Annotated in this window: 24 protein-coding genes and 4 tRNA genes; 20 read left to right on the forward strand and 8 right to left on the reverse strand. The window is 59.5% G+C overall.

Annotated elements, in window-relative coordinates; genetic code table 11:
• Positions 1–55: 55 nt before the first annotated feature.
• Positions 56–130, forward strand: a tRNA-Glu gene (locus ACTIGF_RS11570).
• Between the two features lie 167 nt (positions 131–297).
• Positions 298–372: transfer RNA gene (locus tag ACTIGF_RS11575), tRNA-Glu, on the forward strand.
• Positions 373–500: 128 nt separating this feature from the next.
• Here ACTIGF_RS11575 and ppa read toward each other — a convergent pair.
• Positions 501–1,031, reverse strand: a complete 531-nt coding sequence (gene ppa, locus ACTIGF_RS11580) for an inorganic diphosphatase (RefSeq protein ID WP_430432133.1) — start codon at positions 1,029–1,031, stop codon at positions 501–503.
• 162 nt (positions 1,032–1,193) lie between these two features.
• Here ppa and ACTIGF_RS11585 point away from each other — a divergent pair, with 162 nt between their 5' ends.
• From ACTIGF_RS11585 to ACTIGF_RS11615, 7 genes are all read left to right on the forward strand, one after another.
• A complete protein-coding gene (locus tag ACTIGF_RS11585; RefSeq protein WP_439637037.1) occupies positions 1,194–1,757 on the forward strand; it encodes a DUF192 domain-containing protein in 564 nt (187 codons plus the stop codon).
• A gap of 44 nt (positions 1,758–1,801) precedes the next feature.
• Positions 1,802–1,878, forward strand: a tRNA-Pro gene (locus ACTIGF_RS11590).
• Between the two features lie 70 nt (positions 1,879–1,948).
• On the forward strand, positions 1,949–2,254 hold the full coding sequence (locus tag ACTIGF_RS11595; protein ID WP_439637038.1) for an ETC complex I subunit: 306 nt from the start codon (positions 1,949–1,951) through the stop codon (positions 2,252–2,254).
• A 96-nt stretch (positions 2,255–2,350) separates the two neighbouring features.
• A tRNA-Arg gene (locus ACTIGF_RS11600) sits at positions 2,351–2,427 on the forward strand.
• A 26-nt stretch (positions 2,428–2,453) separates the two neighbouring features.
• On the forward strand, positions 2,454–3,668 hold the full coding sequence (locus ACTIGF_RS11605) for a DNA cytosine methyltransferase (RefSeq protein WP_439637039.1): 1,215 nt from the start codon (positions 2,454–2,456) through the stop codon (positions 3,666–3,668).
• Complete coding sequence (locus tag ACTIGF_RS11610; protein WP_439637040.1) at positions 3,659–4,711, forward strand: hypothetical protein; 1,053 nt, start codon at positions 3,659–3,661, stop codon at positions 4,709–4,711. The genes ACTIGF_RS11605 and ACTIGF_RS11610 overlap by 10 nt, the downstream gene beginning before the upstream one ends.
• Positions 4,712–4,876: 165 nt before the next feature.
• Positions 4,877–5,296, forward strand: coding sequence for a hypothetical protein (locus ACTIGF_RS11615; protein ID WP_439637041.1), 420 nt, complete (start codon positions 4,877–4,879; stop codon positions 5,294–5,296).
• Between the two features lie 5 nt (positions 5,297–5,301).
• Here ACTIGF_RS11615 and ACTIGF_RS11620 read toward each other — a convergent pair whose 3' ends face one another.
• Positions 5,302–6,939, reverse strand: a complete 1,638-nt coding sequence (locus ACTIGF_RS11620) for a SulP family inorganic anion transporter (RefSeq protein ID WP_439637042.1) — start codon at positions 6,937–6,939, stop codon at positions 5,302–5,304.
• A gap of 282 nt (positions 6,940–7,221) precedes the next feature.
• Between ACTIGF_RS11620 and ACTIGF_RS11625 the strand changes: the two genes are divergently transcribed.
• From ACTIGF_RS11625 to ACTIGF_RS11640, 4 genes are read left to right on the forward strand one after another with little or no spacing between them, the layout of a single operon-like run.
• Positions 7,222–8,262 carry an efflux RND transporter periplasmic adaptor subunit gene (locus tag ACTIGF_RS11625; RefSeq protein WP_439637043.1) on the forward strand — a complete coding sequence of 347 codons (1,041 nt, stop codon included), beginning with the start codon at positions 7,222–7,224 and terminating at the stop codon, positions 8,260–8,262.
• Between the two features lie 35 nt (positions 8,263–8,297).
• Positions 8,298–8,990 carry an ABC transporter ATP-binding protein gene (locus tag ACTIGF_RS11630; RefSeq protein ID WP_439637044.1) on the forward strand — a complete coding sequence of 231 codons (693 nt, stop codon included), beginning with the start codon at positions 8,298–8,300 and terminating at the stop codon, positions 8,988–8,990.
• Entirely contained in the window at positions 8,987–10,144 is a 1,158-nt protein-coding gene (locus tag ACTIGF_RS11635) for an ABC transporter permease (protein ID WP_439637045.1), read from the forward strand. Before ACTIGF_RS11630 ends, ACTIGF_RS11635 begins: the two co-directional genes overlap by 4 nt.
• Positions 10,145–10,149: 5 nt before the next feature.
• Positions 10,150–11,325: an ABC transporter permease gene (locus tag ACTIGF_RS11640; RefSeq protein ID WP_439637046.1), complete on the forward strand. Its 1,176-nt coding sequence runs from the start codon at positions 10,150–10,152 to the stop codon at positions 11,323–11,325.
• A 26-nt stretch (positions 11,326–11,351) separates the two neighbouring features.
• Here the strand turns inward: ACTIGF_RS11640 and metC are convergent, their stop codons facing one another.
• On the reverse strand, positions 11,352–12,497 hold the full coding sequence (metC, locus tag ACTIGF_RS11645) for a cystathionine beta-lyase (RefSeq protein WP_439637047.1): 1,146 nt from the start codon (positions 12,495–12,497) through the stop codon (positions 11,352–11,354).
• A 67-nt stretch (positions 12,498–12,564) separates the two neighbouring features.
• Here metC and ACTIGF_RS11650 point away from each other — a divergent pair, with 67 nt between their 5' ends.
• A complete protein-coding gene (locus tag ACTIGF_RS11650) occupies positions 12,565–13,626 on the forward strand; it encodes an amino acid ABC transporter substrate-binding protein (RefSeq protein WP_439637048.1) in 1,062 nt (353 codons plus the stop codon).
• Positions 13,627–13,635: 9 nt separating this feature from the next.
• Here the strand turns inward: ACTIGF_RS11650 and ACTIGF_RS11655 are convergent, their stop codons facing one another.
• Entirely contained in the window at positions 13,636–14,643 is a 1,008-nt protein-coding gene (locus ACTIGF_RS11655; RefSeq protein WP_439637049.1) for a cysteine synthase A, read from the reverse strand.
• Positions 14,644–14,784: 141 nt separating this feature from the next.
• Between ACTIGF_RS11655 and ACTIGF_RS11660 the strand changes: the two genes are divergently transcribed.
• From ACTIGF_RS11660 to ACTIGF_RS11675, 4 genes are read left to right on the forward strand one after another with little or no spacing between them, the layout of a single operon-like run.
• A complete protein-coding gene (locus tag ACTIGF_RS11660) occupies positions 14,785–15,444 on the forward strand; it encodes a cupin domain-containing protein (RefSeq protein ID WP_439637050.1) in 660 nt (219 codons plus the stop codon).
• Between the two features lie 22 nt (positions 15,445–15,466).
• Positions 15,467–16,168 carry a DUF6134 family protein gene (locus ACTIGF_RS11665; protein WP_439637051.1) on the forward strand — a complete coding sequence of 234 codons (702 nt, stop codon included), beginning with the start codon at positions 15,467–15,469 and terminating at the stop codon, positions 16,166–16,168.
• Positions 16,168–17,697, forward strand: coding sequence for a cryptochrome/photolyase family protein (locus ACTIGF_RS11670; protein ID WP_439637052.1), 1,530 nt, complete (start codon positions 16,168–16,170; stop codon positions 17,695–17,697). The genes ACTIGF_RS11665 and ACTIGF_RS11670 overlap by 1 nt, the downstream gene beginning before the upstream one ends.
• Positions 17,698–17,706: 9 nt before the next feature.
• Entirely contained in the window at positions 17,707–18,510 is an 804-nt protein-coding gene (locus ACTIGF_RS11675) for an SDR family NAD(P)-dependent oxidoreductase (RefSeq protein ID WP_439637053.1), read from the forward strand.
• A gap of 21 nt (positions 18,511–18,531) precedes the next feature.
• On the opposite strand, the gene ACTIGF_RS11680 is transcribed toward ACTIGF_RS11675, so the two are convergent.
• From ACTIGF_RS11680 to ACTIGF_RS11695, 4 genes are read right to left on the reverse strand one after another with little or no spacing between them, the layout of a single operon-like run.
• On the reverse strand, positions 18,532–19,773 hold the full coding sequence (locus ACTIGF_RS11680; RefSeq protein WP_439637054.1) for a class I SAM-dependent methyltransferase: 1,242 nt from the start codon (positions 19,771–19,773) through the stop codon (positions 18,532–18,534).
• A 47-nt stretch (positions 19,774–19,820) separates the two neighbouring features.
• On the reverse strand, positions 19,821–20,642 hold the full coding sequence (locus tag ACTIGF_RS11685) for a DUF1365 domain-containing protein (protein ID WP_439637055.1): 822 nt from the start codon (positions 20,640–20,642) through the stop codon (positions 19,821–19,823).
• A 1-nt stretch (position 20,643) separates the two neighbouring features.
• The gene (locus tag ACTIGF_RS11690) at positions 20,644–22,005 is read right to left on the reverse strand and encodes an NAD(P)/FAD-dependent oxidoreductase (RefSeq protein ID WP_439637056.1); all 1,362 of its coding nucleotides are present in this window, start codon (positions 22,003–22,005) and stop codon (positions 20,644–20,646) included.
• Positions 22,002–23,444: a cryptochrome/photolyase family protein gene (locus ACTIGF_RS11695; protein WP_439637057.1), complete on the reverse strand. Its 1,443-nt coding sequence runs from the start codon at positions 23,442–23,444 to the stop codon at positions 22,002–22,004. The genes ACTIGF_RS11690 and ACTIGF_RS11695 overlap by 4 nt, the downstream gene beginning before the upstream one ends.
• 125 nt (positions 23,445–23,569) lie before the next feature.
• Here ACTIGF_RS11695 and kdsA point away from each other — a divergent pair, with 125 nt between their 5' ends.
• Positions 23,570–24,430, forward strand: coding sequence for a 3-deoxy-8-phosphooctulonate synthase (gene kdsA / locus ACTIGF_RS11700; protein ID WP_439637058.1), 861 nt, complete (start codon positions 23,570–23,572; stop codon positions 24,428–24,430).
• Positions 24,431–24,447: 17 nt separating this feature from the next.
• On the forward strand, positions 24,448–25,914 hold the full coding sequence (rfaE2, locus tag ACTIGF_RS11705; protein WP_439637059.1) for a D-glycero-beta-D-manno-heptose 1-phosphate adenylyltransferase: 1,467 nt from the start codon (positions 24,448–24,450) through the stop codon (positions 25,912–25,914).

Here is a 25,914-nt window from a genome sequence, read left to right on the forward strand (position 1 = left end):
GACATGCTTGCATGACACCGCCGGGACAGATATATCACCGCCTCCACACCGATGCGGGCCCTTCGTCTATCGGTTAGGACGCCAGGTTTTCAACCTGGAAAGAGGGGTTCGATTCCCCTAGGGCCTGCCATCGGTGTGTAAATCGAAACGGACTGACCGCCCTCGTGGCGGTTTTTCTTTTTGTGCAGACTGTTTTAGGCCGAACGCCTTCAGCTCTGCAGCTGGCGGACGCACCCTGCAAATGGTCGCTTGCCACACACTATGGGGACCGGTATACGACCGCTCCCGACGCGCTGCGGGCCCTTCGTCTATCGGTTAGGACGCCAGGTTTTCAACCTGGAAAGAGGGGTTCGATTCCCCTAGGGCCTGCCACGCGCGTCGCCTCTCCTCACACTCGTCTCAGACCCGCGTCAACGAACGGTCGCGCCTTTTGGCGTGCGCATGAAAAACGGCGCACGAGAGACCCGTGCGCCGTCTTCAAGTGTTCATCGGCCAGAGGGCTACGCCTTCTTGGCGCGCTCCATGGCGGCCGTGATCATCTCACGGGCGCGCTCGACGCCGTGCCAGCCCTGAACCTTCACCCATTTATTGGGCTCGAGATCCTTGTAGTGCTCAAAGAAGTGCGTGATCCGAGCCAGCTGCGCGCCATGGACATCATTGAAGTCTTTGATGTCGTCATAGAACGGGGTCAGCTTGGCGTGCGGGGCCGCGAGGATCTTTTCGTCCTGGCCGCTCTCGTCTTCCATCATCAGCACGCCGATCGGACGAGCGCGCACGACGCAGCCCGGCACCAGCTCGGTCTGACCCAGCACCATCACGTCGATGGGATCGCCGTCATCAGACAGGGTGTGCGGCATGAAGCCGTAATTGCACGGATAGCGCATCGGGGTGTGCAGGAACCGGTCGACGAACACCGTGCCTGAGTCTTTATCCAGCTCGTACTTGACCGGTTGGCCGCCGACGGGAACCTCGATGATGACGTTGATGTCTTCAGGCGGGTTCACGCCGGCGCTGATTTTATCAATGCGCACGAATAGTCCTCCAGCGAAACGCGAATGTTGGCGCGCAAAAAACCGTGTTGAGCGCCCAGCTGCAAGTGATTTGTGCGGTGCAAGACAATTTCTGATTTTCAGACCGTCTGCAGGCGCGTTGAGAGATTGCGCGCAAAGCCGGGCGGAGCTAGCTTGCCGCCCATGATGATCGGAACTCGCATTCTTGCTCTGGCTGCCGCCGCACTTGTCGGTTTCGGCTCCGCCGGCTGCGCCCTGGCGCAGTCTGTCGACCCCACTGCGCCTGACGCTGTCGTTGAGTATGGCGGCCCTGAACCGCTGACCATCGAAGGAGATTTCGGCTCGCACACCTTCACGGTGGAAGTCGCAAACACCGATGATTCCCGTGAGCGCGGTCTCATGCATCGCGAATCCATGGATCCTGATGCGGGCATGCTGTTTGATTTCGGGCGTGAGGATTTCATCTCGATCTGGATGGAGAACACCATCATCCCGCTCGACATTCTCTACGTTCGGGCCAATGGCGAGATCGCCAAGATCGTCACCGGGGCGCAGCCGTTTTCCCGACGTCCCATGTCGTCAGACTATCGCGTGATCGGCGTTGTTGAGCTCAATGGCGGACGCACGCTGGAGCTGGGCATCGAGCCGGGCGACCTGGTGCGTCACCCGCTGTTCGGCAATGTCTCGACCGAAGAGACGGACATGGCTGCCGATGACACTGCGCAAGAAACTGATCCGCAGCGCTAGGGAGCTTGCGCCAGAGGGCGCAGCCCCCTAAACGGTTTGCATGTCGGGGCGTAGCGCAGCCTGGTAGCGCATCTGGTTTGGGACCAGAGGGTCGCAAGTTCGAATCTTGCCGCCCCGACCATTATCTTCAGGGCTTTTTAGGAAGCTTTGGGTGAGACAGGACTGTCGACAGCCAAGTCTGGACGAGAATCATGTTCGCGAAGATCTACCGCCCTTCAAAAACCGCCATGCAATCAGGCCGCGCCAAGTCTCAGGACTGGGTGCTGGAGTTTGAACCCGCCATGGCCAAGCGTCCCGACCCTTTGATGGGCTGGGCGTCCAGCGGCGACACGCGCCGTCAGATCCATCTGCATTTCGACACCAAGGACGCCGCTGTCTCTTACGCCCAGCGTTACGGCATCGCGTTCCAGGTCCGTGACGTGCGCGAAACTCCGCGCAAGATCAAATCCTACGCCGCCAATTTCGATGCGGATCGTAAGGAACCCTGGTCTCACTAGACCGCCAACGCCCCAATCAGACCTCCGCATCGCCCTTTATCGTAACGCCGTGTCTTCACAGGACGCGGCGTTCCGTTCTAATGAGGGTGACGGTCAGGCCCCGTAGCTCAACTGGATAGAGCACCGGACTTCTAATCCGACGGTTGTAGGTTCGAGTCCTACCGGGGTCGCCATTGTTAAGAGGCAATGCTGAGAACGGATGAAGCACACTGTAGTTGACCTCTTCTCCGGGTGCGGTGGCCTATCGCAAGGATTTGAAGAAGCTGGATTTGAGATAGTCTCAGCCTACGATAGTTGGCTCCCTGCGGTAGAGACTTACCGGCGGAATTTCTCCCATCATATTGATCTGTGTGAATTAGGTCTTGATACAGAATTACCAGCAGCCGATGTGATCATAGGGGGGCCGCCCTGCCAGGGCTTTTCATCTGCAGGACTTCGGCGAACGGGTGACGAACGAAACACACTGATTTCCGTGTTTAGCAGATTGGTGGAACGGTTTAGACCGAAAGCATTTGTCTTTGAGAACGTTGAGGGCTTCCTTACAGGACAAAGCGGTCATTTCGTCTTTGAACTTTTGGAGCCTCTAATTTCGGCTGGATACCGCATCCACCTCAGAAAGATAAATGCGTCGAATTTTGGTGTTCCACAACATCGCAAGCGCGTGCTTGTAATTGGTGGACTTGGGTGGGATCCAACGTTCCCGAAACACTCACATTCAAGCCTCGGAGCACCGGGGGCAACACTTCTGAATGGCAACAGGTTGCCTTTTTCGCCAACTCTTGGTGAAACGTTTTCTGACCTACCGCCTGCCAAGCAGAAAACTGGTAGCCGGGATGACCCCCAGCTCGACCATACATTCAGTTCATTCAGTGCTGCTGATCAAGAGCGTGCATCGTTATTGAAGCCGGGGCAACGTATGCGAGACCTCCCAGAGGAACTTTGGCATGAAAGCTACAAAAGGCGTGCGAATAGGCGCGTCAGCGACGGCACCCCAACCGAACGCAGAGGTGGTGCCCCATCCGGCCTGAGACGCTTGCGTGCCGATGAGCCATCAAAAGCCATTACAGGTGGGGCACTGAGGGAATTTGTCCATCCAACCGAAGACAGACCTCTGACAATTCGTGAATGCGCCCGCCTACAGACTTTTCCCGACACTTTCGGGTTCATAGGAACGCAAGCGGAAAAGATACAAATGATTGGGAATGCGGTTCCACCTCGTCTTGCCCGATTGATTGCGGATTCACTTGCGATTGATCTAGCTAATTTGGCTTCAACCGCTAATCGAGGTGCGCTCTTAAGTTTTGTCCCGACTGCTTCTACTGGCATGAGTCCAATATTGAAAAAAGTTACACATGAAGTCGAAGCAAAATTTGGTTTCGATAAATTCAGTCCGCAGGGGGATCTATGGCCCTAAGTCAAACGCAAAAGGCAGTCTGGGAAAAAGCCCGTGCGTTAGGTTCAGGCGGTCAAGCCGTTCGTTTAGGTGACGCCGCTTGCGCTTATCTAATTGCCCGCATTGCAGCCGATTTAGGTTTGCTCGAACACTTCCCAGAATTTATCGAAGATGTTCCAGTTTTTTTTAGTCCTGGCAAGCTTGATGCGCTTATGATTGAAGGGGTTACGCCGCTACCACTTTTTGAGCGTCTATTGCAATTGAACCCGGATGGCGACATGTATTTCGCCTGCCTTGCTAATTTGCACAAGGCGCGGCTCAAATATGAAGTAATACTCCAAAGCCAAGCCATCCCGACATTGGAGCAAGTTGGGCCTCGCGGTCTACTTCAGTATGGAAAGCTCAGCCCGCGAGGCCTAGCAGCCTTACTCTTCTGGCGGAAATGGTTCTTCGATATTGATAATAGAGCTGGTCAGGAAACGGGATATCTGTTTGAGCCCGTAATCGCAAACGCTGTTGGGGGAACGCCTGTGTCATCGACTCGAAGCCCTGTAAAACGGCATCGAGATGGGCGCAAAGGACGGCAGGTTGACTGCTTGCTTGGCAATAAGGCTTATGAACTGAAGATTCGAATGACTATCGCCGCGTCCGGGCAAGGTCGCTGGGGTGAGGAGTTGGACTACCCGTTAGATTGCAAGCAAAGCGGTTATACTCCCGTTTTGGTCGTTCTGGACAGCACGCCCAATATGAAGCTCGCGGAACTGACCCGGGCATTTCTTGATCAGGATGGTGAAGTTTACATTGGAGCTCAAGCTTGGGAACACCTTGATGAACTTGCGGGTCCTACAATGGCTGCTTTCTTAGAACGCTATATCCGAGAGCCAATCGACCACTTGATCAACGAAGCAACAAATGAATTGCCTGAACTTCGAGTGCGGATTGAAGAGGGTGCGATGATAATTGCGCTGGCTGGCGAAGAAATGCGTATCTTGAGAAGTGATGGTGCTGGTGAAGATAACACTCGTGATGAAGCACCGGATGATCTGTTGGGCGACGATTTGTAAAACAGCAGCTTGTCCTGCCTTAATGCGACCATTGCTCAGGGATAAACCTCTCTTGAGCATTGGCGGCGGAGAGGCGGGAAGGGTTACATTCCATCGACTCTAATCCGACGGTTGTAGGTTCGAGTCCTACCGGGGTCGCCATGGCGTGAAGGGACGGGGGCGGACATGTCAGGCGATGCTGAAGGGCAGGGGCGACTGCGTTTTCTTTTTGATGAAGAGCGCGACCTTCTGGAAGTGGTCTATCCGAGCTGCATGGATGTTGAGGCCGTTCGCGAAGCCATGACCTATATGCAGGTTGGCCCGATTTCGAGCCAGGGCCGGGCTTTGATCAATCTCGCCGAGGTTGAAGAGATCACATTGACCTCCGCCGACCTTGTCAGCTTCGCCAATCAACGCGCGCGCGATTTCGGCGACAAGTCCCGCACGCGCCAGTTCAATGCGTTTTATGGCGTGAAGGACAGCGTCCGGGATACGGTCGACGCCTGGACGCGGTTCTTCCCTACGGGCGGCGGCGCCGTGGAAATGCGCCTGTTTGAAGAGCGCCACGACGCCATCTACTGGCTGATGGGGCGGTCGGCCCGATAACGGGCTTAGTGACCGCCGCCGAACGCGCCTGTCTTCACTGAATAATCGGTCGCGACCTGGTATTCCGGGTCATCATCTGAATCGATCATCAGCTGACCGGCTTTCGTCAGAAGCTGGTGGCAGTCGCGCGACAGATGACGCAGGCGAAGCTCCTTGCCGCTCGCTTGGTATTTGAGCGCCAGATCCTCAATCGCCTGCAAGGCGGATTGGTCGACCACGCGCGAGCGCTTGAAGTCCACGATCACCACGTCCGGGTCGTTCTCGATATCAAAGAGCTCGCTGAAATTGTCGGTCGAGGCGAAAAAGAGCGGGCCATCCAGTTCATAGGTTTTCGCGCCCGGCACCGTATGGCTGTCATGGGCTGAAATATGCAGACGTTTCGCCGAGCGCCAGGCATAGACGAGCGCGGATACGATCACGCCGGCGACGACCGCCACGGCCAGGTCGTACTGAACGGTCACCACCGTGACCAGAACGATCACCAGCGCATCAGAGCGCGGGATCTTGAGCATGATCCGAAGCGAGTTCCAGGCGAACGTGCCGATCACCACCATGAACATGACGCCAGTCAGCGCCGCCAACGGAATCTGCTCGATCAACGGTGCGCCAAACAGGATGAAGCTGAGCAGGAACAAAGCCGCCATGATGGCGGCCAGTCGCGTGCGCGCGCCCGACTGCACATTGATCATGGACTGGCCGATCATCGCGCAACCGCCCATTCCGCCGAAGAAGCCGGTCACAACGTTCGCTGCGCCTTGAGCCACGCATTCCTGGGACGCGCCGCCCCGTTTGCCGGTCAGCTCGCCCACCAGGTTAAGCGTCAGCAGGCTTTCGATCAGACCGATCGCGGCCAGGACCAGCGCATAGGGGAAAATGATCTGAAGCGTTTCGAAGTTGAGGGGGACAGTCGGGATGTGGAACCCCGGAAGCCCGCCCTGAATGCTGGCGAGGTCGCCCACGCGCGGCGCTTCCAGTCCGAACCCGATCACGATCGCGGCGGTGACGGCGATGCCCGCCAGCGGCGCAGGGATCGCCTTGGTGAATTTCGGCAACGCCCAGATGACGAGCATGGTCAGGCCCGTGAGCCCCAGCATCACCATGAGAGGAACACCGGTCAGCCAGTCGCCGCCCGCCAGTCCGTGACCGCCGCCGCCATGGTCGGAACCCGGAACCTGGAATTGACCCAGCTGGGCCAGGAAAATCACGATGGCGAGGCCATTCACAAAGCCCAGCATCACCGGGGTCGGCACCAGTCGGATGAACTTGCCCAGTTTGAAAATGCCGGCGCCCAGCTGAAGCACGCCCATCAGCACCACGGTCGCGAACAAATATTCAACGCCATGTTCGGCCACCAGCGCGACCATGACGACCGCCAGCGCGCCCGTGGCGCCCGAGATCATGCCGGGACGTCCGCCGAACACCGCTGTGATCAGGCCGACGATGAACGCTGCATAAAGCCCCACCAACGGGTGAACGCCCGCGACAAAAGCGAAGGCCACCGCTTCAGGCACCAGCGCCAGCGCCACCGTCAGGCCGGCCAGCACTTCGGTTTTCAGCCGATTGGGATTGGTCAGCGACAGGTTTGCGTCCTGCTCAGTCAGCGAAAGACGCTCCACAAGCGCAGTAAGAGTGGCTTTGACCATCACGATATATCCCGGCTGGATGAGACAGTGTTGCGCCTTAGGGCTGCAAACAAGCTGCGTGCTCTGACACGGGCCTTGCTGCAACGCAACACTCGGGCCTGATTATTTTTGACCGATTGAACGGATTCGCCGTCGGGTGACACCTGTCACTAACGCGTGATCAAGCGATGCGACTATCTGTGAACCATAGGCGAAATGGCGTGGGTCGTCGGCCTGGTTTTCGGCGTCCCAGACGGGAAATGGTACGCTGCTCGCGCGAATGGCGCACAGGGGACGAGACGAATGAACGACGAACGCACAGAGCAATTACACTCTCTCACCATTGAACGATCCGAGGATACGCACGCCTCAGGCGGTCCGGGATGGGCGGCGCTGTTGATCGCAATCGTCCTGGCGGGCGGCGGCGGCGCTGGCGCGGCGTGGTTCTTCACTCCGAAAACTGAGCCCGCGCCGGCCGTGGTGGCGGATGCGCCTCAAACCAACGCCGATACAGAGCAATCAACGCCTGCCGCAGCCCCTGCAGCCTCGCTCCGTCCGGCGCCCAGCTCCGGACTTGTGGCGTCAGGCTATGTGGTGGCGCGCCGGCAGGCGACGGTCTCTGCGGAAATCACCGGACGCATTCGTGATGTGCTGATCGAGGAAGGCGCCGTGGTCGAGGAGGGCGAAGTGCTCGCCTATCTCGATGATGATCGCGCCCGCATCGATCTCGACCTGTATGAAGCTCAACAAGCCGCCGCCGCCGAGCGGGCGCAATCGTTTGCAGCGCAACTGACCGAAGCGCGCACGCAGCTGACCCGCACCGAGCAGCTGATCCGATCCGGCTACGCCACGGATTCACGACGCACCGCCGAACAGGCCCAGGTCGACAGCCTGCAAGCCCAGCTTCGCGCGGCGCGCGCTGATCTCGCCGCCGCAGAGGTCCGCGTACGCAGCCAGCGCGATTATGTGGACCGTCACGTGGTGCGCGCGCCGTTTGGCGGGGTGGTCATCGCCAAGAACGCGCAAGTGGGAGAAATCCTCTCACCCGTGTCAGCGGGCGGCGGCTTCACCCGGACCGGCATCGCGACCCTGGTCGACATGGAGAGCCTCGAACTGGAAGTGGATGTCAATGAAGGCCAAATCCAGCGCGTGCGCGCCGGCCAACGCGTCGAGGCCATTCTGGACGCTTATCCTGACTGGCGCATTCCCGCCCGGGTGGAAGCCATCATTCCCACAGCAGACCGCGCCCGCGCGACCATTCGCGTCCGCGTGGCCCTGGGCGAGCGTGACGATCGGGTCCTGCCCGACATGGCCGCCCGCGTGACCTTTCTCGAACAAGACTGAACACCGATCTCAGCACCAGGCGATAGGGACAGATCATGACCGACGTGCTTTACGAACTGACGAACCTCTCCAAGCGTTACACGCGCGGCAAAGAAAGCGTCGCGATCTTTGAAGACCTGACGATGACCATCAATCGCGGCGATTTCATCGCGATCATGGGGCCGTCAGGCTCCGGCAAGACGACCTTGCTCAATCTTCTGGGCGGCATCGATAAGCCCTCTGGCGGACAGGTTGTCTGCAACGGGCTCCGGATCGACAATCTCAGCCAGGCCAAACTCGCCAAATGGCGCTCCAGCCATGTGGGTTTCATCTTCCAGTTCTATAATCTGATGCCGACCCTGACGGCGGCCCAAAATGTGGAGCTGCCGCTGCTGCTGACGAACTTGTCCGGCAAGGAGCGTAAGCGCCGGGTGCAAACCGCTCTTGAAGTGGTGAAGCTCGCCGAACGCGCCAAGCACCGGCCCCGCCAGCTCTCGGGCGGTCAGCAGCAGCGTGTCGCGATTGCGCGTGCGATCGTCGCCGATCCGGACGTGTTGCTATGTGACGAGCCGACGGGCGATCTCGATCGCACCACGGCCGATGAAATCCTGGAGACGCTGCAGCTTCTGAATTCCGAGCTCGGCAAGACCATCGTCATGGTCACCCACGACCCGGCGGCCGCCAAATACGCTCGTCGCGAATTGCACCTTGATAAAGGACGCTTCGTAGAATCCGGAGCGATGGCATGAATGACCTGACGCTCATACGCAAATCCCTGTTCAGGAAGAAAACCCGCGCGATCCTTTTGATCCTCTCGATCATGACGGCCTTCCTGATTTTCGGTGCGCTCGCCTCCATCGACCGAGTGCTCAATTCCTCTGAAGAACTGTCGCGGGCGGACCGTCTGGTGACGGTGAACAAGATCAATTTCACCCAGACCATGCCCTTCGCCTATTGGGGGCGGGTCCAGAATGTGGACGGCGTTCAGGCCGTCACGCACGCCTCCTGGTTTGGTGGTTACTTCCAGGATGTGCGCAATTTCGTGCAATCATTTGTCGTGGATATGGACAGCTATCTGGTTGTCTATCCCGAGCTGGAAATGCCCGCAGACCAGCGCGCCGCACTGGCTGAACGCCGGGACTGCGTCGCTGTCGGGGCGGATCTCGCCGAGCAATATGAGTGGAACGTCGGAGACCGGTTTCCGCTCAGCTCGAACATTTGGCGTCAGACTGACGGCTCCAGCGCCTGGGATGTGGAGGTTTGCGCGATCCTGACCACGGAAGATCAGGACCTCCCCACCAACTACCTCTTGATGCAGTACGACTATTACAACGAAGCGCTGGCCTTCAATCGTGACCAGATCGGCTGGATGATCATGCTGACGGGTGATCCGGCGATCAATGATGCGGTGTCTCAGCGCATTGACGACATGTTCGCCAACTCGCCGGCTGAAACCGAAACCACCACCGAAGCCGCATTTTCACAGGCCTTTGTCGAACAGCTGGGCAATATCGGATTGATCCTGAGCCTCGTCGTCAGCTCCGCCTTCGCCACCATTCTGATGATCGTGGGCACCACCATGGTGATGGCCATCAATGAGCGCACCAAGGAAGTGGGCGTGATGAAGACGCTTGGCTTCTCATCCTCGCGCATTTTCACCCATGTGCTGTCTGAATCGGTTCTGTTGAGCCTGGTGGGCGGTCTGCTGGGACTGGGCCTCGCCGTGCTCTTGCTTAGCGGGCTCGCCAAGATCGCAAGCGGACAATTACCGGGTCTGGGCGTGTCTGGAGAAACCTGGCTCCAGGCGATCGGCTTGATGCTCGCCTTTGGTCTCATCACCGGGTTTGTGCCGGCCCTCAACGCCATGCGTCTGAAAATCGTCGACGCTCTGGGTAAGGAGTAATCGCCATGATCTCGCAAATACTTGCGGTCACCTCGATCAATCTGCGCTCCATCCCGCAACGCTGGGGCATGTCGCTGGCGACCATTCTCTCCATCGCTCTGGTGGTGGGCGTCCTTCTGGGCTTTCTCGCCATGGCCAACGGCTTTCGCGCCACGGTCAGCGGGACCGGATCGGAACAGATCGCCGTTCTGCTGAGGTCGGGCGCTCAGGCGGAGCTTAATTCCGGCTTTGGCCGGGATACGGTGCGCCTGATCGAAACCGCACCCGGCGTTGCGCGGGATGCAGACGGGAACGCCCTCCTGTCCGCCGAGCTGTATGTCATCACAGACGCGACGAAACGCTCGACCGGCAATGACGCCAGCCTGTCATTGCGCGGTGTGGATGATGCTGCGCCGCGCCTGCGCGAAAACTTCCAGATCGTTCAGGGCCGCATGTTCTCAGAAGGCTCCAACGAAATCGTTGTGGGCGAGGGCGTCATACGGGAGTTCTCCGGTTTCGACCTGGACACCACCATCCGTATGGGACCCAATGAATGGCGCATTGTCGGCATTTTCTCGACGGGCGGATCGGTCTTTGATTCTGAAATCTGGGCCGATATCGGCACCGTCCAGAACCTCTATCAACGCGGGGCGAGCTATCAGTCGATCCGGGTTGAGTTGGACGGAGAGGGCGGTCTTGAAGCGCTGCGTCAATATGTTGAGGACGAGCCGCGGCTCGATCTCGATGTGGAGACCGAGAAAGACTTCTTCGCCCAGTCTGCAGGTGGTCTGTCCAATCTGATCATGTATCTGGGCTGGCCTTTGGCGATCATCATGGCCGTCGGCGCGCTCGCCGGGGCGTGGAACGCCATGTATGCCTCGGTGGATTCGCGCATTCGCGAGATCGCCACCTTGCGCACCCTGGGCTTTTCAGGCTTCGCCGCCTTTGTCGGGACGCTGGTGGAATCGTTGATCCTGGCCTTGATTGGCGGAATGGTGGGCGCCGTGATCACCTATTTCGTCTTTGATGGCGTCAGCGCCTCAACCCTTGGCGGCAGCTTCACACAAGTGGTGTTCTCGTTCGCGGTGACGCCCACAGCTGTGGTGAGCGGGGTCATCCTGGCGCTTCTGGTGGGCTTGCTGGGCGGGTTCTTTCCCGCCTTGCGCGCCTCACGCGTGCCGCTCCTGGAAGTGCATGGCTAGACGCCTTCAGGGCGGGTCTGGTTCTCTTAGCCCAGGGCTTGAGCCAGATCCGCCCACAGGTCGTCCACATCCTCAAGGCCCACAGACAGGCGCAGCAATGCGCCTTCGGCTTTCCAGGGCACGGCGGTTCGGCGGATCTGGCGGTCGCAAGGCAGGATCAGGCTTTCATAGCCGCCCCAGCTGAACCCCAGCCGGAACAGATGCAAGGCTTCTGCGATCGCTTCGCCCGCCCGCGCATCCACACCATCCAGTACAAACGCAAAACAGCCCGATGAGCCGTTGAACTGGCGCGTGAACAAGGCATGGTCAGCATGGCTCTCAAGACCCGGATGCAGGACCCGCGCGACCTTGGGATGCGTCTCGAGTTGGCGGGCGATGGCGAGCCCTGAAGCGCCGGAGCGTTCGATCCGCAAGGACAGTGTGCGCAGGCCGCGCAGGCACAGATAGGCGTCATCGGGCGAGACATGTCCGCCGAACAGCACATCCTTGTTTTTCAGGCGCGCCGCAGCGTCTCCGCGCGCTGCGACCGCGCCCATCAGGAAGTCTGAATGCCCGCCGACATATTTGGTCAGCGCCTGGGCTGCGTAATCCACACCCAGCTCCAGCGGATTCATCAACAGGCCCGCGCTCCAGGTATCGTCGATCACGCTGGCGGCGCCGGCGTCCCGGGCTGCGCGGGCGATGGCTGCGATGTCCTGTACTTCAAACGTCAACGATCCTGGCGCTTCAAGCAGCACGACCGCCGTGGGGTGTTCGAGCAAGCGCGCGATGTCTGCGCTGATGCGCGGGTCGTAATACACAGGCGTCACGCCATAGCGCGGCAATTCTTCATCGCAGAAGCGCCGCACTGGGCCATAAGCGGAATCGGTGATCAGCGCCTGCATGCCTGAAGGCTGCTCGGGCAGGGCCGTGCGAAGCGCCAGAATAACGCTCGCCAGACCGGACTGCGCCAGCGACACATGGTCCGCTTCATACAGCTGAGCGATCGCGTCACGGAGTTCGGTGTTCGGGCTCAACCCGCCGCGCCCGTAATGCCGACGGGGCGGGGTGGGGTTGTAAAGCTCGGCCGTTGAGGGCGCGACCACGGTCGAGGCGCGCTCGATCGGCGGGTTGACCAGATCGTCGCTGCGGCGGGGCTGACCGGAATGGATCAGTCGGGTGTCGCGTTTCATGTCGACGCGCTCCCTTCTCTTCGTTACACCTGAGGTATTGTTTTCAGCATGTAAGGCGGTTGGACCGATGACGCCAGCGTCTTTGTTCGACCTGATGGACCCGCGTCGCCTCGCAAAAGGGGCGACGGCGTTTGCATTGGGCTTCGCGGTTTCTCAAAGCGATGTAGCGGCGTCCCGCTCGCACATGGCCGAGATCCAGACTCGCGGCGTGCTCAGATGCGGCGTCGACACAGGCCTGACGGGCTTCGCTGAAACGGACGACAACGGCGTCTGGAGCGGATTCGAGGTCGATCTGTGCCGCGCCTACGCCGCCGCGTTTCTCGGCGATCCTGATCGCACTCAATTTGTGCCGACCACCACGCTCGACCGGTTTCAATCCCTGCGGGATGGCGATGTGGACATCCTGCTGCGCAACACCAGCTGGACCTTGTCACGCGCGGCGACCCAGCACGTGCGCTTCACCGGTGTTTATTACTATGACGGGCAGGGTTTTCTGACGCCGGCTGATCTGGGCCTCACATCCGCGCAGGAGCTGAGCGGCGCGCGCATCTGCGTGCAGCCTGAAACGACCAGCGCACTCAATCTCGACGATTATTCAGAACGCTATGGCCTGAATTTCACTACGGTGTCCGTTGAAACCGTCGCGGACGCCCGCATCGCGTACGAGGCGGGGGAATGTGATGCGTTCACCAGTGACGTCTCACGCCTGGCCGGATTCAGACGCAGCCTCACTGAACCCGACCGGCATATGGTCCTGCCTGACGTCATTTCCAAGGAACCCCTGACCCCCGTGGTGAAAGCCGGCGATCCCCAGTTCGAAATGGCGGTGGAATGGGTGCTCATGGCGCTGATTGCGGCCGAAGAGTACGGGGTTACGCAAAGCCAGTTGTCGGAACCGGGCCAAATCTCAAATCGCCCGGAAGTTCGCAGACTTCTGGGTTTGGATGAAGATATCGCCTCAAGCCTAGGCGTTGATGAAGACTTTGCCCGTCGCGCTATCGCTGCGGGGGGGCATTATGGCGAGCTGTTTGAACGCAATCTGGGTGAAGCGTCCCCGCTTCAGCTCGAGCGGGGACTGAACGCCCAATGGAACCAGGGCGGGTTGCTGTATGCGCCGCCCGTGCGCTGATCGATCTGACTAATCGAGCCAGGGCGGCGTCGGCAGGCCTTTTTCACGCAGGATGTCAGGGTTGTAGAGCTTGGACTGATAGCGTGAGCCGTGATCACACAAAATGGTCGTGATGGTGTGCCCCGGCCCCATTTTGCGCGCCAGACGCACCGCGCCGGCGATGTTCACGCCGGCTGAACCGCCCAGACACAGGCCTTCTTCCATCACGAGGTCATAGAGAATGCCCAGCGCTTCCTCATCGGGAATGCGGAACGCTTCATCGATTTGAGCGCCTTCAAGATTGGCGGTGATGCGGCTCTGGCCGATGCCTTCGGTGATTGAATTGCCTTCCGCTTTCAGCTCGCCATGGGCGTAATAGCCGTAAAGCGCCGCGCCGCCGGGATCCGCGAGGGCGATCTTGATGGCGTCATTCTTGGCTTTCAGCGCATCTGACACGCCCGCAATCGTGCCGCCGGACCCGACCGCCGCCACAAAGGCGTCCACCTTGCCGCCGGTTTGCTCCCAGATTTCAGGGCCCGTGGTCTGGGCGTGGGCGCGACGGTTGGCGGTGTTGTCAAACTGGTTCGCCCAGATCGCGCCATTGGGTTCAGTCGCGTTCAGCTCTTCCGCCAGCGTGCCGGAATAGCGCGCGTAATGATTGGGGTTGGAATAGGGGACCGCATCCACTTCGATCAGCTGGGCGCCCATCAGCCGGATGGCGTCCGCCTTTTCCCGTGACTGGGTGCGCGGAAAAACAATCACCACCTTGTAGCCCAAAGCGCGCCCGACCATGGCCAGGCCGATGCCGGTATTGCCGGCGGTGCCTTCCACGATGGTCCCGCCCGGCTTGAGCGCGCCGCTGGCTTCCGCTTCTCGAATGATGCCAAGCGCGGCGCGATCTTTCACCGACCCGCCAGGATTGAGGAACTCGGCCTTGCCCAGGATTTCACATCCGGTTGCGTCCGAGACCTTGTTCAGACGAAGCAGCGGCGTATCGCCGATGAGATCAATGACGGAGCGGGCGGGGCGGGGGGTCATGGCGAGCCTCTTTTCAGCGTTCTGAGCGCCAAGTTAGGAGCTGTCTGAGGTCGCTGCAATCAAACGGGCTCGCCTTAACGCAGGCGTGATCCGTTTTCGTCGCGTCTGCGTAAGAAGATACGAACAGTTGGAGTAACCGAAATGCATACGCTTGACGCGGCATGGATGGTGGATGTGGCCAGCGGCGCAGCGCCCAGAGCCGTGCAGGTTCTCGCGGCCTGCCACGCAGAGATGAATGCGAAGGCGAACGCCCTGCTGCATCAGGCTGAGCACGTCATGGGCGGACTGCTGGAAGACACCGAGCCGGTCGCCATGAATGTCGGCGCCTTTGAGGCTTTGTCCCAGAAGCTGGGCGGCCTGTCGCCTAAGCCTGTCACGCCTCGCCCGCGCCTGTCAGATCAATTGAACCTCGATCTTCCCGACACCCTCAAGCGGGTATTGAGCGATCATCCGCACCCTATCTGGATGAACAAGATGGGCGGAATTCAGGAGATGCCGATTGAGACTTTGGAAGAAGACGGCGTCCATGTGCGTCTTCTCAGCCTCCCTTCTGGACGGGGGGTCGCGGAACACACCCACCAGGCTGAAGAACTGACCCTGGTGCTGAAGGGCGGGTTCAATGATGGACATGCAGATTATCGCGCGGGCGATGTTTGCCATGCTGATCCGTCCCTGACCCATAATCCGCGTGCGCATGCGGATGGGCCGTGTGTCTGTCTGTCTGTTGAAATGGGGCGTTTACAGTTCACTCACCCGGTCATTTCTCTGGCCAGCCGCGTGCTGGGCTGGGACCGGTCCTGATCCTTCTTTTGGAGTGCTCACCATGCTGCGACTGATCATGACGACCTTGAGCGCAGGCGCTGTTCTGACGAGCTCCGCATGGGGCTTCGCGGATAATGCGCCTTCGCCCACACCCATGCCGAATGCGGGCGAGAGCATCATCTTTGATGTCTATCGCGATGGCGACAAGCGCATGGGCACGCACGCGGTCCATTTTGAGCAGGACGGCGATGATTTGCTGGTGTCCGTCGACATCGAGCTTCGCGCCGGTCTGGGGCCGATCACCGTCTTTCGCTATGAGCACCAGTCCACAGAGCGCTGGCGTGAAGGTCAGCTGATCGGACTGAACGCGGAGACCCTAAAAGATGGCGAGACCTATCGCGTCCAGGCTCAGTCCAGCAATGACGGGCTGGATGTGGAGGGCGAAACGCCTGACATGGGCGCGATTTCCCTCGAATTTCCGCTCTCGGTTCTGCCCAGTTCGCACTGGCGCGGCTATCGCACTGGCGCGTACGACATTCTGAACACCGAACATGGCAGCGAGCTGGATGTGACGGTGGATTATCTGGGCGAAGAAATGCTGGCGGCCGATGGCGCGCGCATCACCGCCCATCGTTATCGGCTCTCCAGCGAGCTGACCGTGGACCTGTGGTATGATGAAAATGGTCGCTGGGCCGGCTGCCAGTTTGAGGCGAGGGGCCAGACCATTCGCTATGAACGCCGCGCTGACCCGTTGAGGGGCTGATGCCGGCGCTCAGACTTGTTCTCGGCGATCAGCTCAGCGCATCCCTCTCAAGCCTTGCTGATTATGAAGACGGCGACCTGATCTTGATGGCGGAAGTCGCTGAAGAAGCGTCTTACGTTCCCCATCATGCCAAGAAAATCGCCTTCATCTTTTCCGCAATGCGCCATTTCGCCTCCAGCCTGGAAGGGAGCGGGAAGGCCGTGCGCTATGTGAGGCTTGATGATCCGGACAACACCGGCGCTTTGAAATCCGAGGTGAAGCGGGCGCTTGAGACGCAGGCCTTTGATAAGGTCGTCATCACCTCTCCGGGCGAGCATCGCCTGAAGACGGATATGGAGCGCTGGTCTGACGCTTTTGGTCTGCCGGTTCAGATTCGCCGCGATGATCGTTTCATCTGCTCGCTGGACCGGTTTGACGCCTGGGCGGACGAACGCAAGCGCCTGACCATGGAGTATTTCTATCGCGAGATACGCCGGGAGACCGGGATCTTGATGGAGGGTGACAAGCCCACTGGCGGGCAATGGAATTTTGATCAGGACAATCGCAAATCACTGCCCGCGGATTTGACCCTTCCCGACCGCGCCTGGATCGAACCCGATGCGATGACCCGGCAGGTGATTGACCTGGTTGAGGAACAGTTTCCTGATCAGTTCGGCGATCTTGACCCCTTTGGCTACGCGGTCACGACCGAAGACGCGAACGCGCAACTGGACTGGTTTTTACACAACGGCCTTCCCAACTTCGGAGACTATCAAGATGCGATGAAGCTGGGCGAAGCCTTCCTGTTTCACTCGGTCATCGCGCTCTATCTCAATATCGGCCTTCTGGACCCGCTCAAGGTCTGCCGAAAGGCGGAGGCGGCTTATGAAAAGGGCGACGCCCCGCTGAACGCGGTGGAAGGCTTCATTCGGCAAATCCTGGGCTGGCGTGAATATGTTCGCGGGATCTATTGGCGGTTCATGCCGGACTATCTTGAGCGCAATGCGCTTGAGGCCAAACGGCCATTGCCGGACTTCTACTGGACAGCCGACACCGACATGGCGTGCGTGCGTGATGTCGTCACCACGACCCGCAAACACGCCTATGCGCATCATATTCAGCGGCTGATGGTGACGGGAAATTTCGCGTTGCTGGCCGGGATTGATCCCAAGGCGGTCAATGACTGGTATCTGGCCGTTTACGCAGACGCCTATGAATGGGTGGAAGCCCCCAACACCCACGGAATGGCGCTTTACGCCGATGGCGGCTTGATGGCGACCAAACCGTACGCCGCATCAGGCAGTTATATCAACAAGATGAGTGATAGCTGCAAATCCTGCAGCTATGCGGTGACCCAGAAAAACGGGCCCAAGGCCTGTCCGTTCAACTATTTGTACTGGAACTTCCTGATCGAAAATCGGGAACGGCTGAAGGGTAACCACCGTTTATCCATGATCTACAAGACGCTGGATCGGATGACGGATGAAAAGACCGACGCCATCGCCGCAGATAGCCAACGCTTTTTCAAACGCATCGGCATCGCCGAGTGAGGACTGGACATGAAAGCGCCTGTAATACCGACGCCTGATGACGGGCTGTGCTGGCTGACCGGCGCCAGTTCCGGAATTGGCGAAGCCTTGCTCGCGGATCTGGTCAAGGAAGGCTGGCGCGTCGCGATTTCGGCCCGTAGCGCAGACAAGCTCGATGCGCTGGCGCGACGCCACCCCGGTCAGGTCTTCGCCTATCCTGTGGATATCAGTGATGATCGCGCCGTCGCCGCAACGGTTGCCCAAATTGAGTCTGACCACGGTCCAATCGCCAGAGCGATCCTCAACGCCGGCGTCTATATCTCGATCGAGGCGGAAAACCCGAGTTTTGAGGAGTACGCCAAGACATTTGATGTGAACCTGAAGGGCGCGGCCGCATGTGTCTGCGCGCTGACCCCGCGCTTTTGCGAGCGCGGCAAAGGCCAGCTGGTGATCGTGTCGTCCGCCACAGCGTTTGGCGGCATGCCCACCGCGACCGCTTACGGGGCGACCAAAGCGGGGCTTCTGAACATGGCGGAAGGCCTCGCCATCGAGCTTCATCGCTATGGGGTGAAGGTCCAGTGCGTCACGCCCGGATTCGTGGACACCCCGGCTCAGGATGACAATGCCTTCCCCAAACCCTTCATGGTGAGTGCGGAAACCGCGGCCAAGCGCATCTGCAAAGGGATGAACCGCAACGGGTTCGAGATCACCTTTCCCAAGCGCTTCACCTGGGTGCTAAAGCTGATCTACGCTCTGCCGCGCGATTGGCACATCGCACTGGTTCGAAAACAGACCGGCTGGGACAAGCCGCCAGAAACAAAAAAGCCCGCTTGATGCGGGCTTTTTCGTGTCTTGTCAGGCGCGGCGAATGGTGAACTGACCCACATCAATGCGCCCGGTTCTGAATCCCGCCTCGCAATAGGCGAGGTAGAAATCCCACATGCATTTGAACCGGTCGTCAAACCCCATGGGTTCAATCGTCGGCCAAGCCTCGTCGAAGCGCTCTTTCCAGAGCTTCAGGGTGTCCGCATAGTCGAGACCGAACTGATCGGTTTTCACCAGATCAAGCTTCGCGTCTTTGAAGCAGTTTTCGAGCTTCTCCACGCTGGGCATCATGCCGCCGGGGAAAATGTAACGCTGGATGAAGTCCGCGCGCTTTGAATAGGTTTCAAACAGATCGTCACGAATAGTGATGATCTGGAGCCCCGCCTTGCCGCCGGGCTTGAGAACCGCAGACACCTTATCAAAAAAGCTGGGCCAGAATTCCTGTCCGACCGCCTCAAACATCTCGATCGAGGCCACACGGTCATACACGCCCGTCTCGTCACGATAATCTTGCAGCTTGATCGTCACCTTGTCGGACAGACCCAGACGCTCGATCCGCGCCAGAGCATAGTCACGCTGAGCAGGCGACAGGGTCAGGCAAGTGACGTTCGCGCCGATCGTTCCGGCAGCGTATTCAGCGAACCCGCCCCAACCGCAGCCAATTTCCAGGACGTCATGATCCGCCTGCAAATCCATCGACCGGGCGAGGGCGGCGTATTTCTCGGTCTGCGCATCTTTCAAGGCCGTGACGCCGTCCGTGAACCGGGCCGACGAATAGGTCATCGTCTCGTCCAGCCACAGCTCGTAAAAACTGTTGCCCAGATCGTAATGCGCTTCGATGTTCTTGCGCGCCTGGCTTTTCGTATTGGCGCGCCGCAAATGGTACAGCCAATGGAAGAAGCGCGTGATCGGTCCGCCGCGAGTGATATTCGCCATTTCGTCGAGATTGGCGGAAAACACGGTCAGGACAGTCGCCAGATCCGGCGTCGTCCAATCCCCATCCATATAGCTTTCCGCAAAGCCTACATCGCCGCCCGAAATCACTTTTCGAACGACAGCGTAATTGGCCAGTTCAATCACGGCGTCGGGGCCTTCACGTTGGCCTTCAAACTTGACGGCTCGGCTGTCAGGCAGCACGACAGTCAGTGTTCCGACCTTGAGTTTCAACAGCATGCGCAGGGTTAAACGCACCCCCCGCGGCACGCCCTGAAGGCGGTCGATCACAGCCGGAGAGTCAGCCCGCACCAGCGGGCTAGCGGCGAAGTCGGTCATTGGCGGCTCCGTCGGTTACGCATTTGCGTGTAACGCCAAGTTTACAATTAATCCCGCTCGGCGCCAAATCCGGCGCGCGAGGATCGGGATACGGGATGCGCCAGAGAAGCCTCTGCGGGCGGAGGATTGCGCTTGTGATAGACCGCGCCCTTGATCCAGAGCCGCAAGGCCTCCCAGTGGATGGCGAGGATGGTTTTCAAGCTCGAAAACGGTTGAGTAAGGAACAATCGCACGAGCCGAGCGGTGTTTAACGGCGCGCGCTTCATGGCCATGGTCGCCAGAAAATCCGGGCCGTCTTCACGTTGTTTGAAAATCGTCAGATGGAAGGTGTCGTCTGGATCGCGCAACGTAAACTCATAGCGTCCGCCCAGATCGTAGAAGGGAGAGACGTGAAAGATTTTCTCTGCGTCATGAGTTTGCCGGGACCCTTCACTGGCCTTCGCCACATAACAATGGCTGTCGCCAAAGGTATTGTGGACTTCATAGATCAGGCCTTTCAGTCGACCCTCGCCGTCATGGGCGAAATAGATCGACAGGGGATTGAACTGATAGCCCAGCACGCGCGGGGCGCAGAGCAGGGACAGTCGGTCCTGCGCATCCAGTTCAACTCCGGATGCCGCAAACAGATTGCGCGCCCAGGACGACAGGTCGCCGCCGTCGCGCGGCCCGAGATCCTTGGGATAAAAGCTGTAGAGGTTGAACCGCCCAACCGAGAAGAATGCGCTGAGCCGATCCGCCGCATTGAGCTGATCAAGGTCGAGCAGGATCGAGCCGAGCCGGTAGCTGAACCGGTGCAGGAACGGCGCGCGGCGTTCATGCACGGTCTTGCCGACATAAAGACTGCCCGCAGGGTGAGTGTCACGAGCCATCTTATTCAGCCGCGACATGCGCTTTCAGACGAGACGGCTCAGCGGGTCTCGACCAGGCGCCGCCGTCCACATCACCCTCCGCGAAGGTCCACGGAATCTGTCCGCCCAGCCGCAACGCCACGCGCAGGCCAGCGCGCAAGCCATCTTCATGAAATCCGTAGCCCAGCCAGGCGCCCGCGAACCAGGTGTTGCGGACGCCCTGGATGGAATTGAAAATCCGTTGTGCGGCGAGGGCGGGCGCATTGAATTGCGGATGATCATACTGATACCGGCCGAACACGGTCTCAGGTCGGGGTTGGCGGACCGGGTTCAGCGTCACAAAGAGCGGCCTGTCTGATCGAATGCCCTGCAAACGGTTCATGTCATAGGTGACTGCGGCTTCGGCTCCGCCTTCGCGCAGATAGGTCCAGGCCGCCTGAGCCCCCTTGCGAGCTGGCGTCAGGGTCGTATCGCAATGCAGGACCGCTTCGTTGGTGCCGTACCGGATCGCGCCCAGAAGCTGACGCTCGTCTTCATCGGCATCCTTCAGCAAGGCCAAAGCCTGATCGGAATGACAGGCGAGGATCACCTCGTCGAACTGATGCGTCTGACCGTTTTCGTCCTCAATCGTCACGCCATCTGATGTGCGGCTGACAGAGCGCGCTTGCGATTGAAAATCCACGCCCGCGTCTGACAGATCGGCTTCCAGCTTTTTGACATAGGTGCGGCTGCCGCCCTGGACCGTATTCCATTTGGGCCGGCTGGCGTGCATCAGGCGATGGTTCTTGAAAAAACGGATGAAGGTTTCAGCCGGATAGTCCGACATGCCAGCTTCCGATGTGGACCAGATAGCAGCCCCCATGGGCAGGAGGTATTGCGAGCGGAAGGCGTCGCCCAGTCCAAGGCGGTCAAGATATTGACCCAGGCTCAAGCCCTCAAGGCCGCCAGCCTCCAGGTCTTTCTGGGCGGCTTTGTTGAATTTCAGGATGTCGCGCAACATGCGCAAATAGCTCAGATTAAACAGGTTTGAGGGATCAGCGAACAGGCCCTTGAGCCCGTTTGAGGACCACTCGAACGTCCGGTCCAGGCTGAATCCAAAGCTCATATCAGTTCGATAACTCTCCACGCCCAGATGAGCGAACAGCGCAATCAGATTGGGGTAGTTGAGCGGATTGAAGACGATAAAGCCCGTGTCCACATCAATTTGCGCGCCGTCATAATCAATGCTCACAGTATTGGCGTGACCGCCCAGCCGGTCTCGTTTTTCAAAAACCGTAACGTCATGGACATTGCGCAACGCCCAGGCGGCGCCGAGACCGGATACACCCGCACCGATGACAGCGATGCGCAAGGGACGGGAATGCAAAGGCGTAATCGGGCTCATGCGGAGTCCTTGATCTTTTCAAAGGCGGCGAGCGCCCGTTTGCGCGCATCACCATGGTCGACGATCGGCTCGGGATAGGTTTCACCCAAGTGGACGCCAGCTTTTTTCAGAACCGACTGATCCGCCGTCCAGGGGGCGTGAATCGCCTTGTTCGGTAAATTCGTCAGCTCTGGTAACCACCTACGAAGATACTCACCATCTGGATCAAACTTTTCTGACTGGCCGACAGGGTTGAAGACGCGAAAATAGGGAGCGGCGTCCGCACCGGACCCGGCTGTCCATTGCCAGGACGCTGAATTGCTCGACAGGTCCGCGTCAACCAAAGTGTCCCAGAACCAGACCTCGCCTTCGCGCCAGTCGATCATCAGATCCTTGATCAGGAAGCTGGCGACGATCATGCGGACGCGATTGTGCATCCAGCCCGTCGCCCAAAGCTCGCGCATGCCGGCATCCACAATCGGATACCCTGTGCGTCCCCGGCGCCAGGCTTCAAGATCCTTCGCCTGGCCCGTCCACTCAAATCCGTCAAATTTTGACTGGAAGTTCGCTTCGGGCAGGTCGGGGAAGTGATAAAGGAGATTATAGCTGAACTCCCGCCAGGCGATTTCACTCAGATAGGTGTCAGCGCCCTCTGATGACGCGTGCTCGGAGCGCACGACCGCGTGCCAGACCTGGCGCGGACTGATTTCGCCGAAATGCAAATGCGGCGACAGTTTTGAGGTCCCATGCTCCGCAGGCAGGTTCCGGCGATCTGAATACTCTGTGACGCTATGCTGAAGAAATTGCCCCAGCCGCCCATGCGCCGCCGCCTCACCAGGCGTCCAGTTATCCCTGAGGCCACCCGCCCAATCGGGTTTGGCGGGCAAGAGGTTTAACGCCTCCAGCGTGCAGCCGCCTTGATACTCTTGAAACGTCAAACCATCAGGGCGTGCGGATGGCTCAGATGGCGCGTGCCCGGCTTGCAAAGTCCGCCAGAAAGGCGTGAACACCTTGTAGGGCGCGCCAGCTTTCGTTGCGATCTCCCACGGTTCCACAATCAATGAGCCATTGAAGGACCGCGCTTTGACGCCGGCGTCGTTCAGCGTTGATTTGATGGCTTCATCGCGCTTGCGAGCCCAGGGCTCATACTGCCGGTTCCAGAACACGGCGCCGGCGCCGGCATCCTCTATGATCGCGTCAAGGCAGGACTGCGCCGGGCCTTGCTGGACGATCAATCGCCCGCCCAGTTGCTCGATATCATGGGCGAGCGAGCAGAGCGAATGATGCAACCACCACCGGCTCGCGCCGCCGGGCTTCCATGCGCCCGGCGCGTCATCATCAAGGATATAGACGGGCAAGACAGGCGCGCCCGTAGCGGCCGCAGCTTGCAAGGCAGGATTGTCGGCCAGTCTAAGATCTTGGCGGAACCAGACAATTACAGGCTTGTTCAAATCAGTCATGGGTTTGCAATGCACGCGTTCTGGGACGAAGTATGGTGTCTGGCTATACGGTGTTTTATATCCTCTGGATCAGGGGCTGACTCACATAGCCGTCTGTCCCAACGCCAAGTGGAGAAGCGTTTCTCATGAATCCGAACGCCGTCGTCGAAATTCCGCTGCCCAAGGGCGGCGTGCTGGAAATGGGCAATGAGAAGCCGCTCACCATCATCGCGGGGCCTTGCCAGCTTGAAAGCCGTGAGCATGGCCTTGAAGTTTCGATGGCGCTCAAGGAGATCGCGGACCGCACAGGCGCGGGCCTCGTCTACAAGACCTCGTTTGACAAAGCGAACCGCACCAGCCTGTCGGGCAAGCGTGGATTAGGCCTGTCAGCGTCTCTTGAGGTCTTTAATGAGATCCGTGAGACCAGCGGTTTGCCGCTGCTGACCGACATTCACACGGCGGAACAGTGCGCCATCGTCGCGGAAGCCGCAGACATCCTTCAGATCCCGGCCTTTCTCTGCCGCCAGACCGATCTGCTGATCGCCGCCGCGGAAACCGGCAAGGTGATCAATGTCAAGAAAGGCCAGTTCCTGGCGCCTTGGGACATGCCCAATGTGATCGGCAAGCTGACCGGGGCGGGGAACCCCAATGTGATCGCCACCGAACGCGGCGCCAGCTTTGGCTACAATACGCTGGTGGTGGACATGCGCAGCTTCCCGATCATGAAGCAGACCGGCGCGCCGGTCGTGATGGACGCCACGCACGCCGTGCAGCAACCGGGCGGTCAGGGCGGATCTTCTGGCGGTCAGCGTCAGTTCGCGCCGCATCTGGCGCGTGCGGCGGTTTCTCTGGGAATCGCCGGCGTCTTCATGGAGACCCATCCGGATCCGGACAATGCGCCCTCTGACGGCCCGAACATGATCCCGCTCAACCGATTTGAAGAGGTTGTGCGTGATCTGATGGCTTTTGACGCGCTGGCCAAGTCCAATCCCGTCATTCAACTCTAATCGCTCTGGAGAGCGCCATGTTGCGTGAACGGGCTGCGCACCTTCTTGCCGCCATTCAAAACCGCCGCGCCGTCGTGCTCGGCGATCTGTTGTATGACAGCTTTGTCTATGGCGACACGCATCGCATTTCGCGTGAAGCGCCGGTGCCGATCCTGTCGGAGAAACGCCGCACGGCCATGCTGGGCGGCGCAGGCAATCTCGCGCGCAATCTCTCAAGCCTCGGCGCGGAGGTGCGCCTGATATCTGTCGCGGGAAATGATGCAGACGGTGAAGCCGCGATTGACCTGGTCAAGGCCGCCTGTGGCGACGCGAAGGGCGTCGTACGGACGCCCGAACGTCCCACGCCGTCGAAAATTCGCTATGTCTCCAATAACCAGCAGATGTTTTGCGTGGATCGCGACCCGGTCGAAGCGGTCCAGGCCCATACGGTTTCAGATCTCCTGGATCACATAAAAGAAGCGCTCGAAACGTCTGATATATTGATTGTTTCTGATTATGGGCGAGGCGTGGTGACGCGTGAGTTGGTGCAGGCCGCCATCGCCTTGGCGCGCGACGCCGGCAAACCTGTCAGCGTCGACCCTCGCGGTCATGATTACAGCCGATATGACGGCGCCAGCATCATCAAGCCCAATGCCGGGGAGCTTGAAGAAGAAACAGGCCTGCGTGTTTCCAGCGATGAAGACGCCGCAACAGCGTTGAAAGCGCTGAAGGCGCAATTGTCGCGAACGCAGGCTGTGATGGTCACGCGCGGCGGCGCGGGCATGACCTTGCTGGATGAATCCGGGGCCATTCATCACCATCTCTCCAGATCGCGTGATGTCTATGATGTGTCAGGCGCGGGCGATACCGCCCTGGCCGGATTGTCGCTCGCCATGGCCGCGGGCGCGTCCTTGAAGGACGCGATGGAATTCGCCGACCTCGCGGCAGGCGTTGCGGTCGGCAAACCCGGCACCGCCACCGTTTCGCCAGAAGAAATTCTGGATGCCGCGCAAGCGGGAGAGGAAGCGCCAGACTGGCGTGTCATGTCCCGGCCCGCTATGGCGGAATTGTCGGCAGACTGGCGTGAAAGCGGCTTGAAAGTCGGCTTCACCAATGGCTGTTTTGATTTGCTGCATCCGGGACATTTGTCAGTGCTGCGCCATGCCGCGTCTGTGTGTGACCGCCTGATCGTCGGATTGAACGCTGACGCCTCGGTCAAGCGCTTGAAAGGCGAGAACCGTCCTATCAATGACCAGGCGACGCGCGCGACCATGCTCGCCTCGCTCGAAATGGTGGACCGCGTGGTGATCTTTGATGAAGACACGCCCGCTGAGCTGATCTCGGAAATCCGCCCCCATGTGATGATCAAGGGAGCCGATTATGTGGCTGACGAGCTGCCCGGCGCAGACTTCATCCGTCAGTCTGGCGGAGAAATCGTTCTTGCGCCGCTGATGGACGGGCTCTCCACCACCAATATCGTCAATCGCCTACGCCAGGACGGCTAG

It is taken from the genome of Oceanicaulis sp., assembly GCF_051859625.1.
Taxonomy (GTDB): Bacteria; Pseudomonadota; Alphaproteobacteria; order Caulobacterales; family Maricaulaceae; genus Oceanicaulis.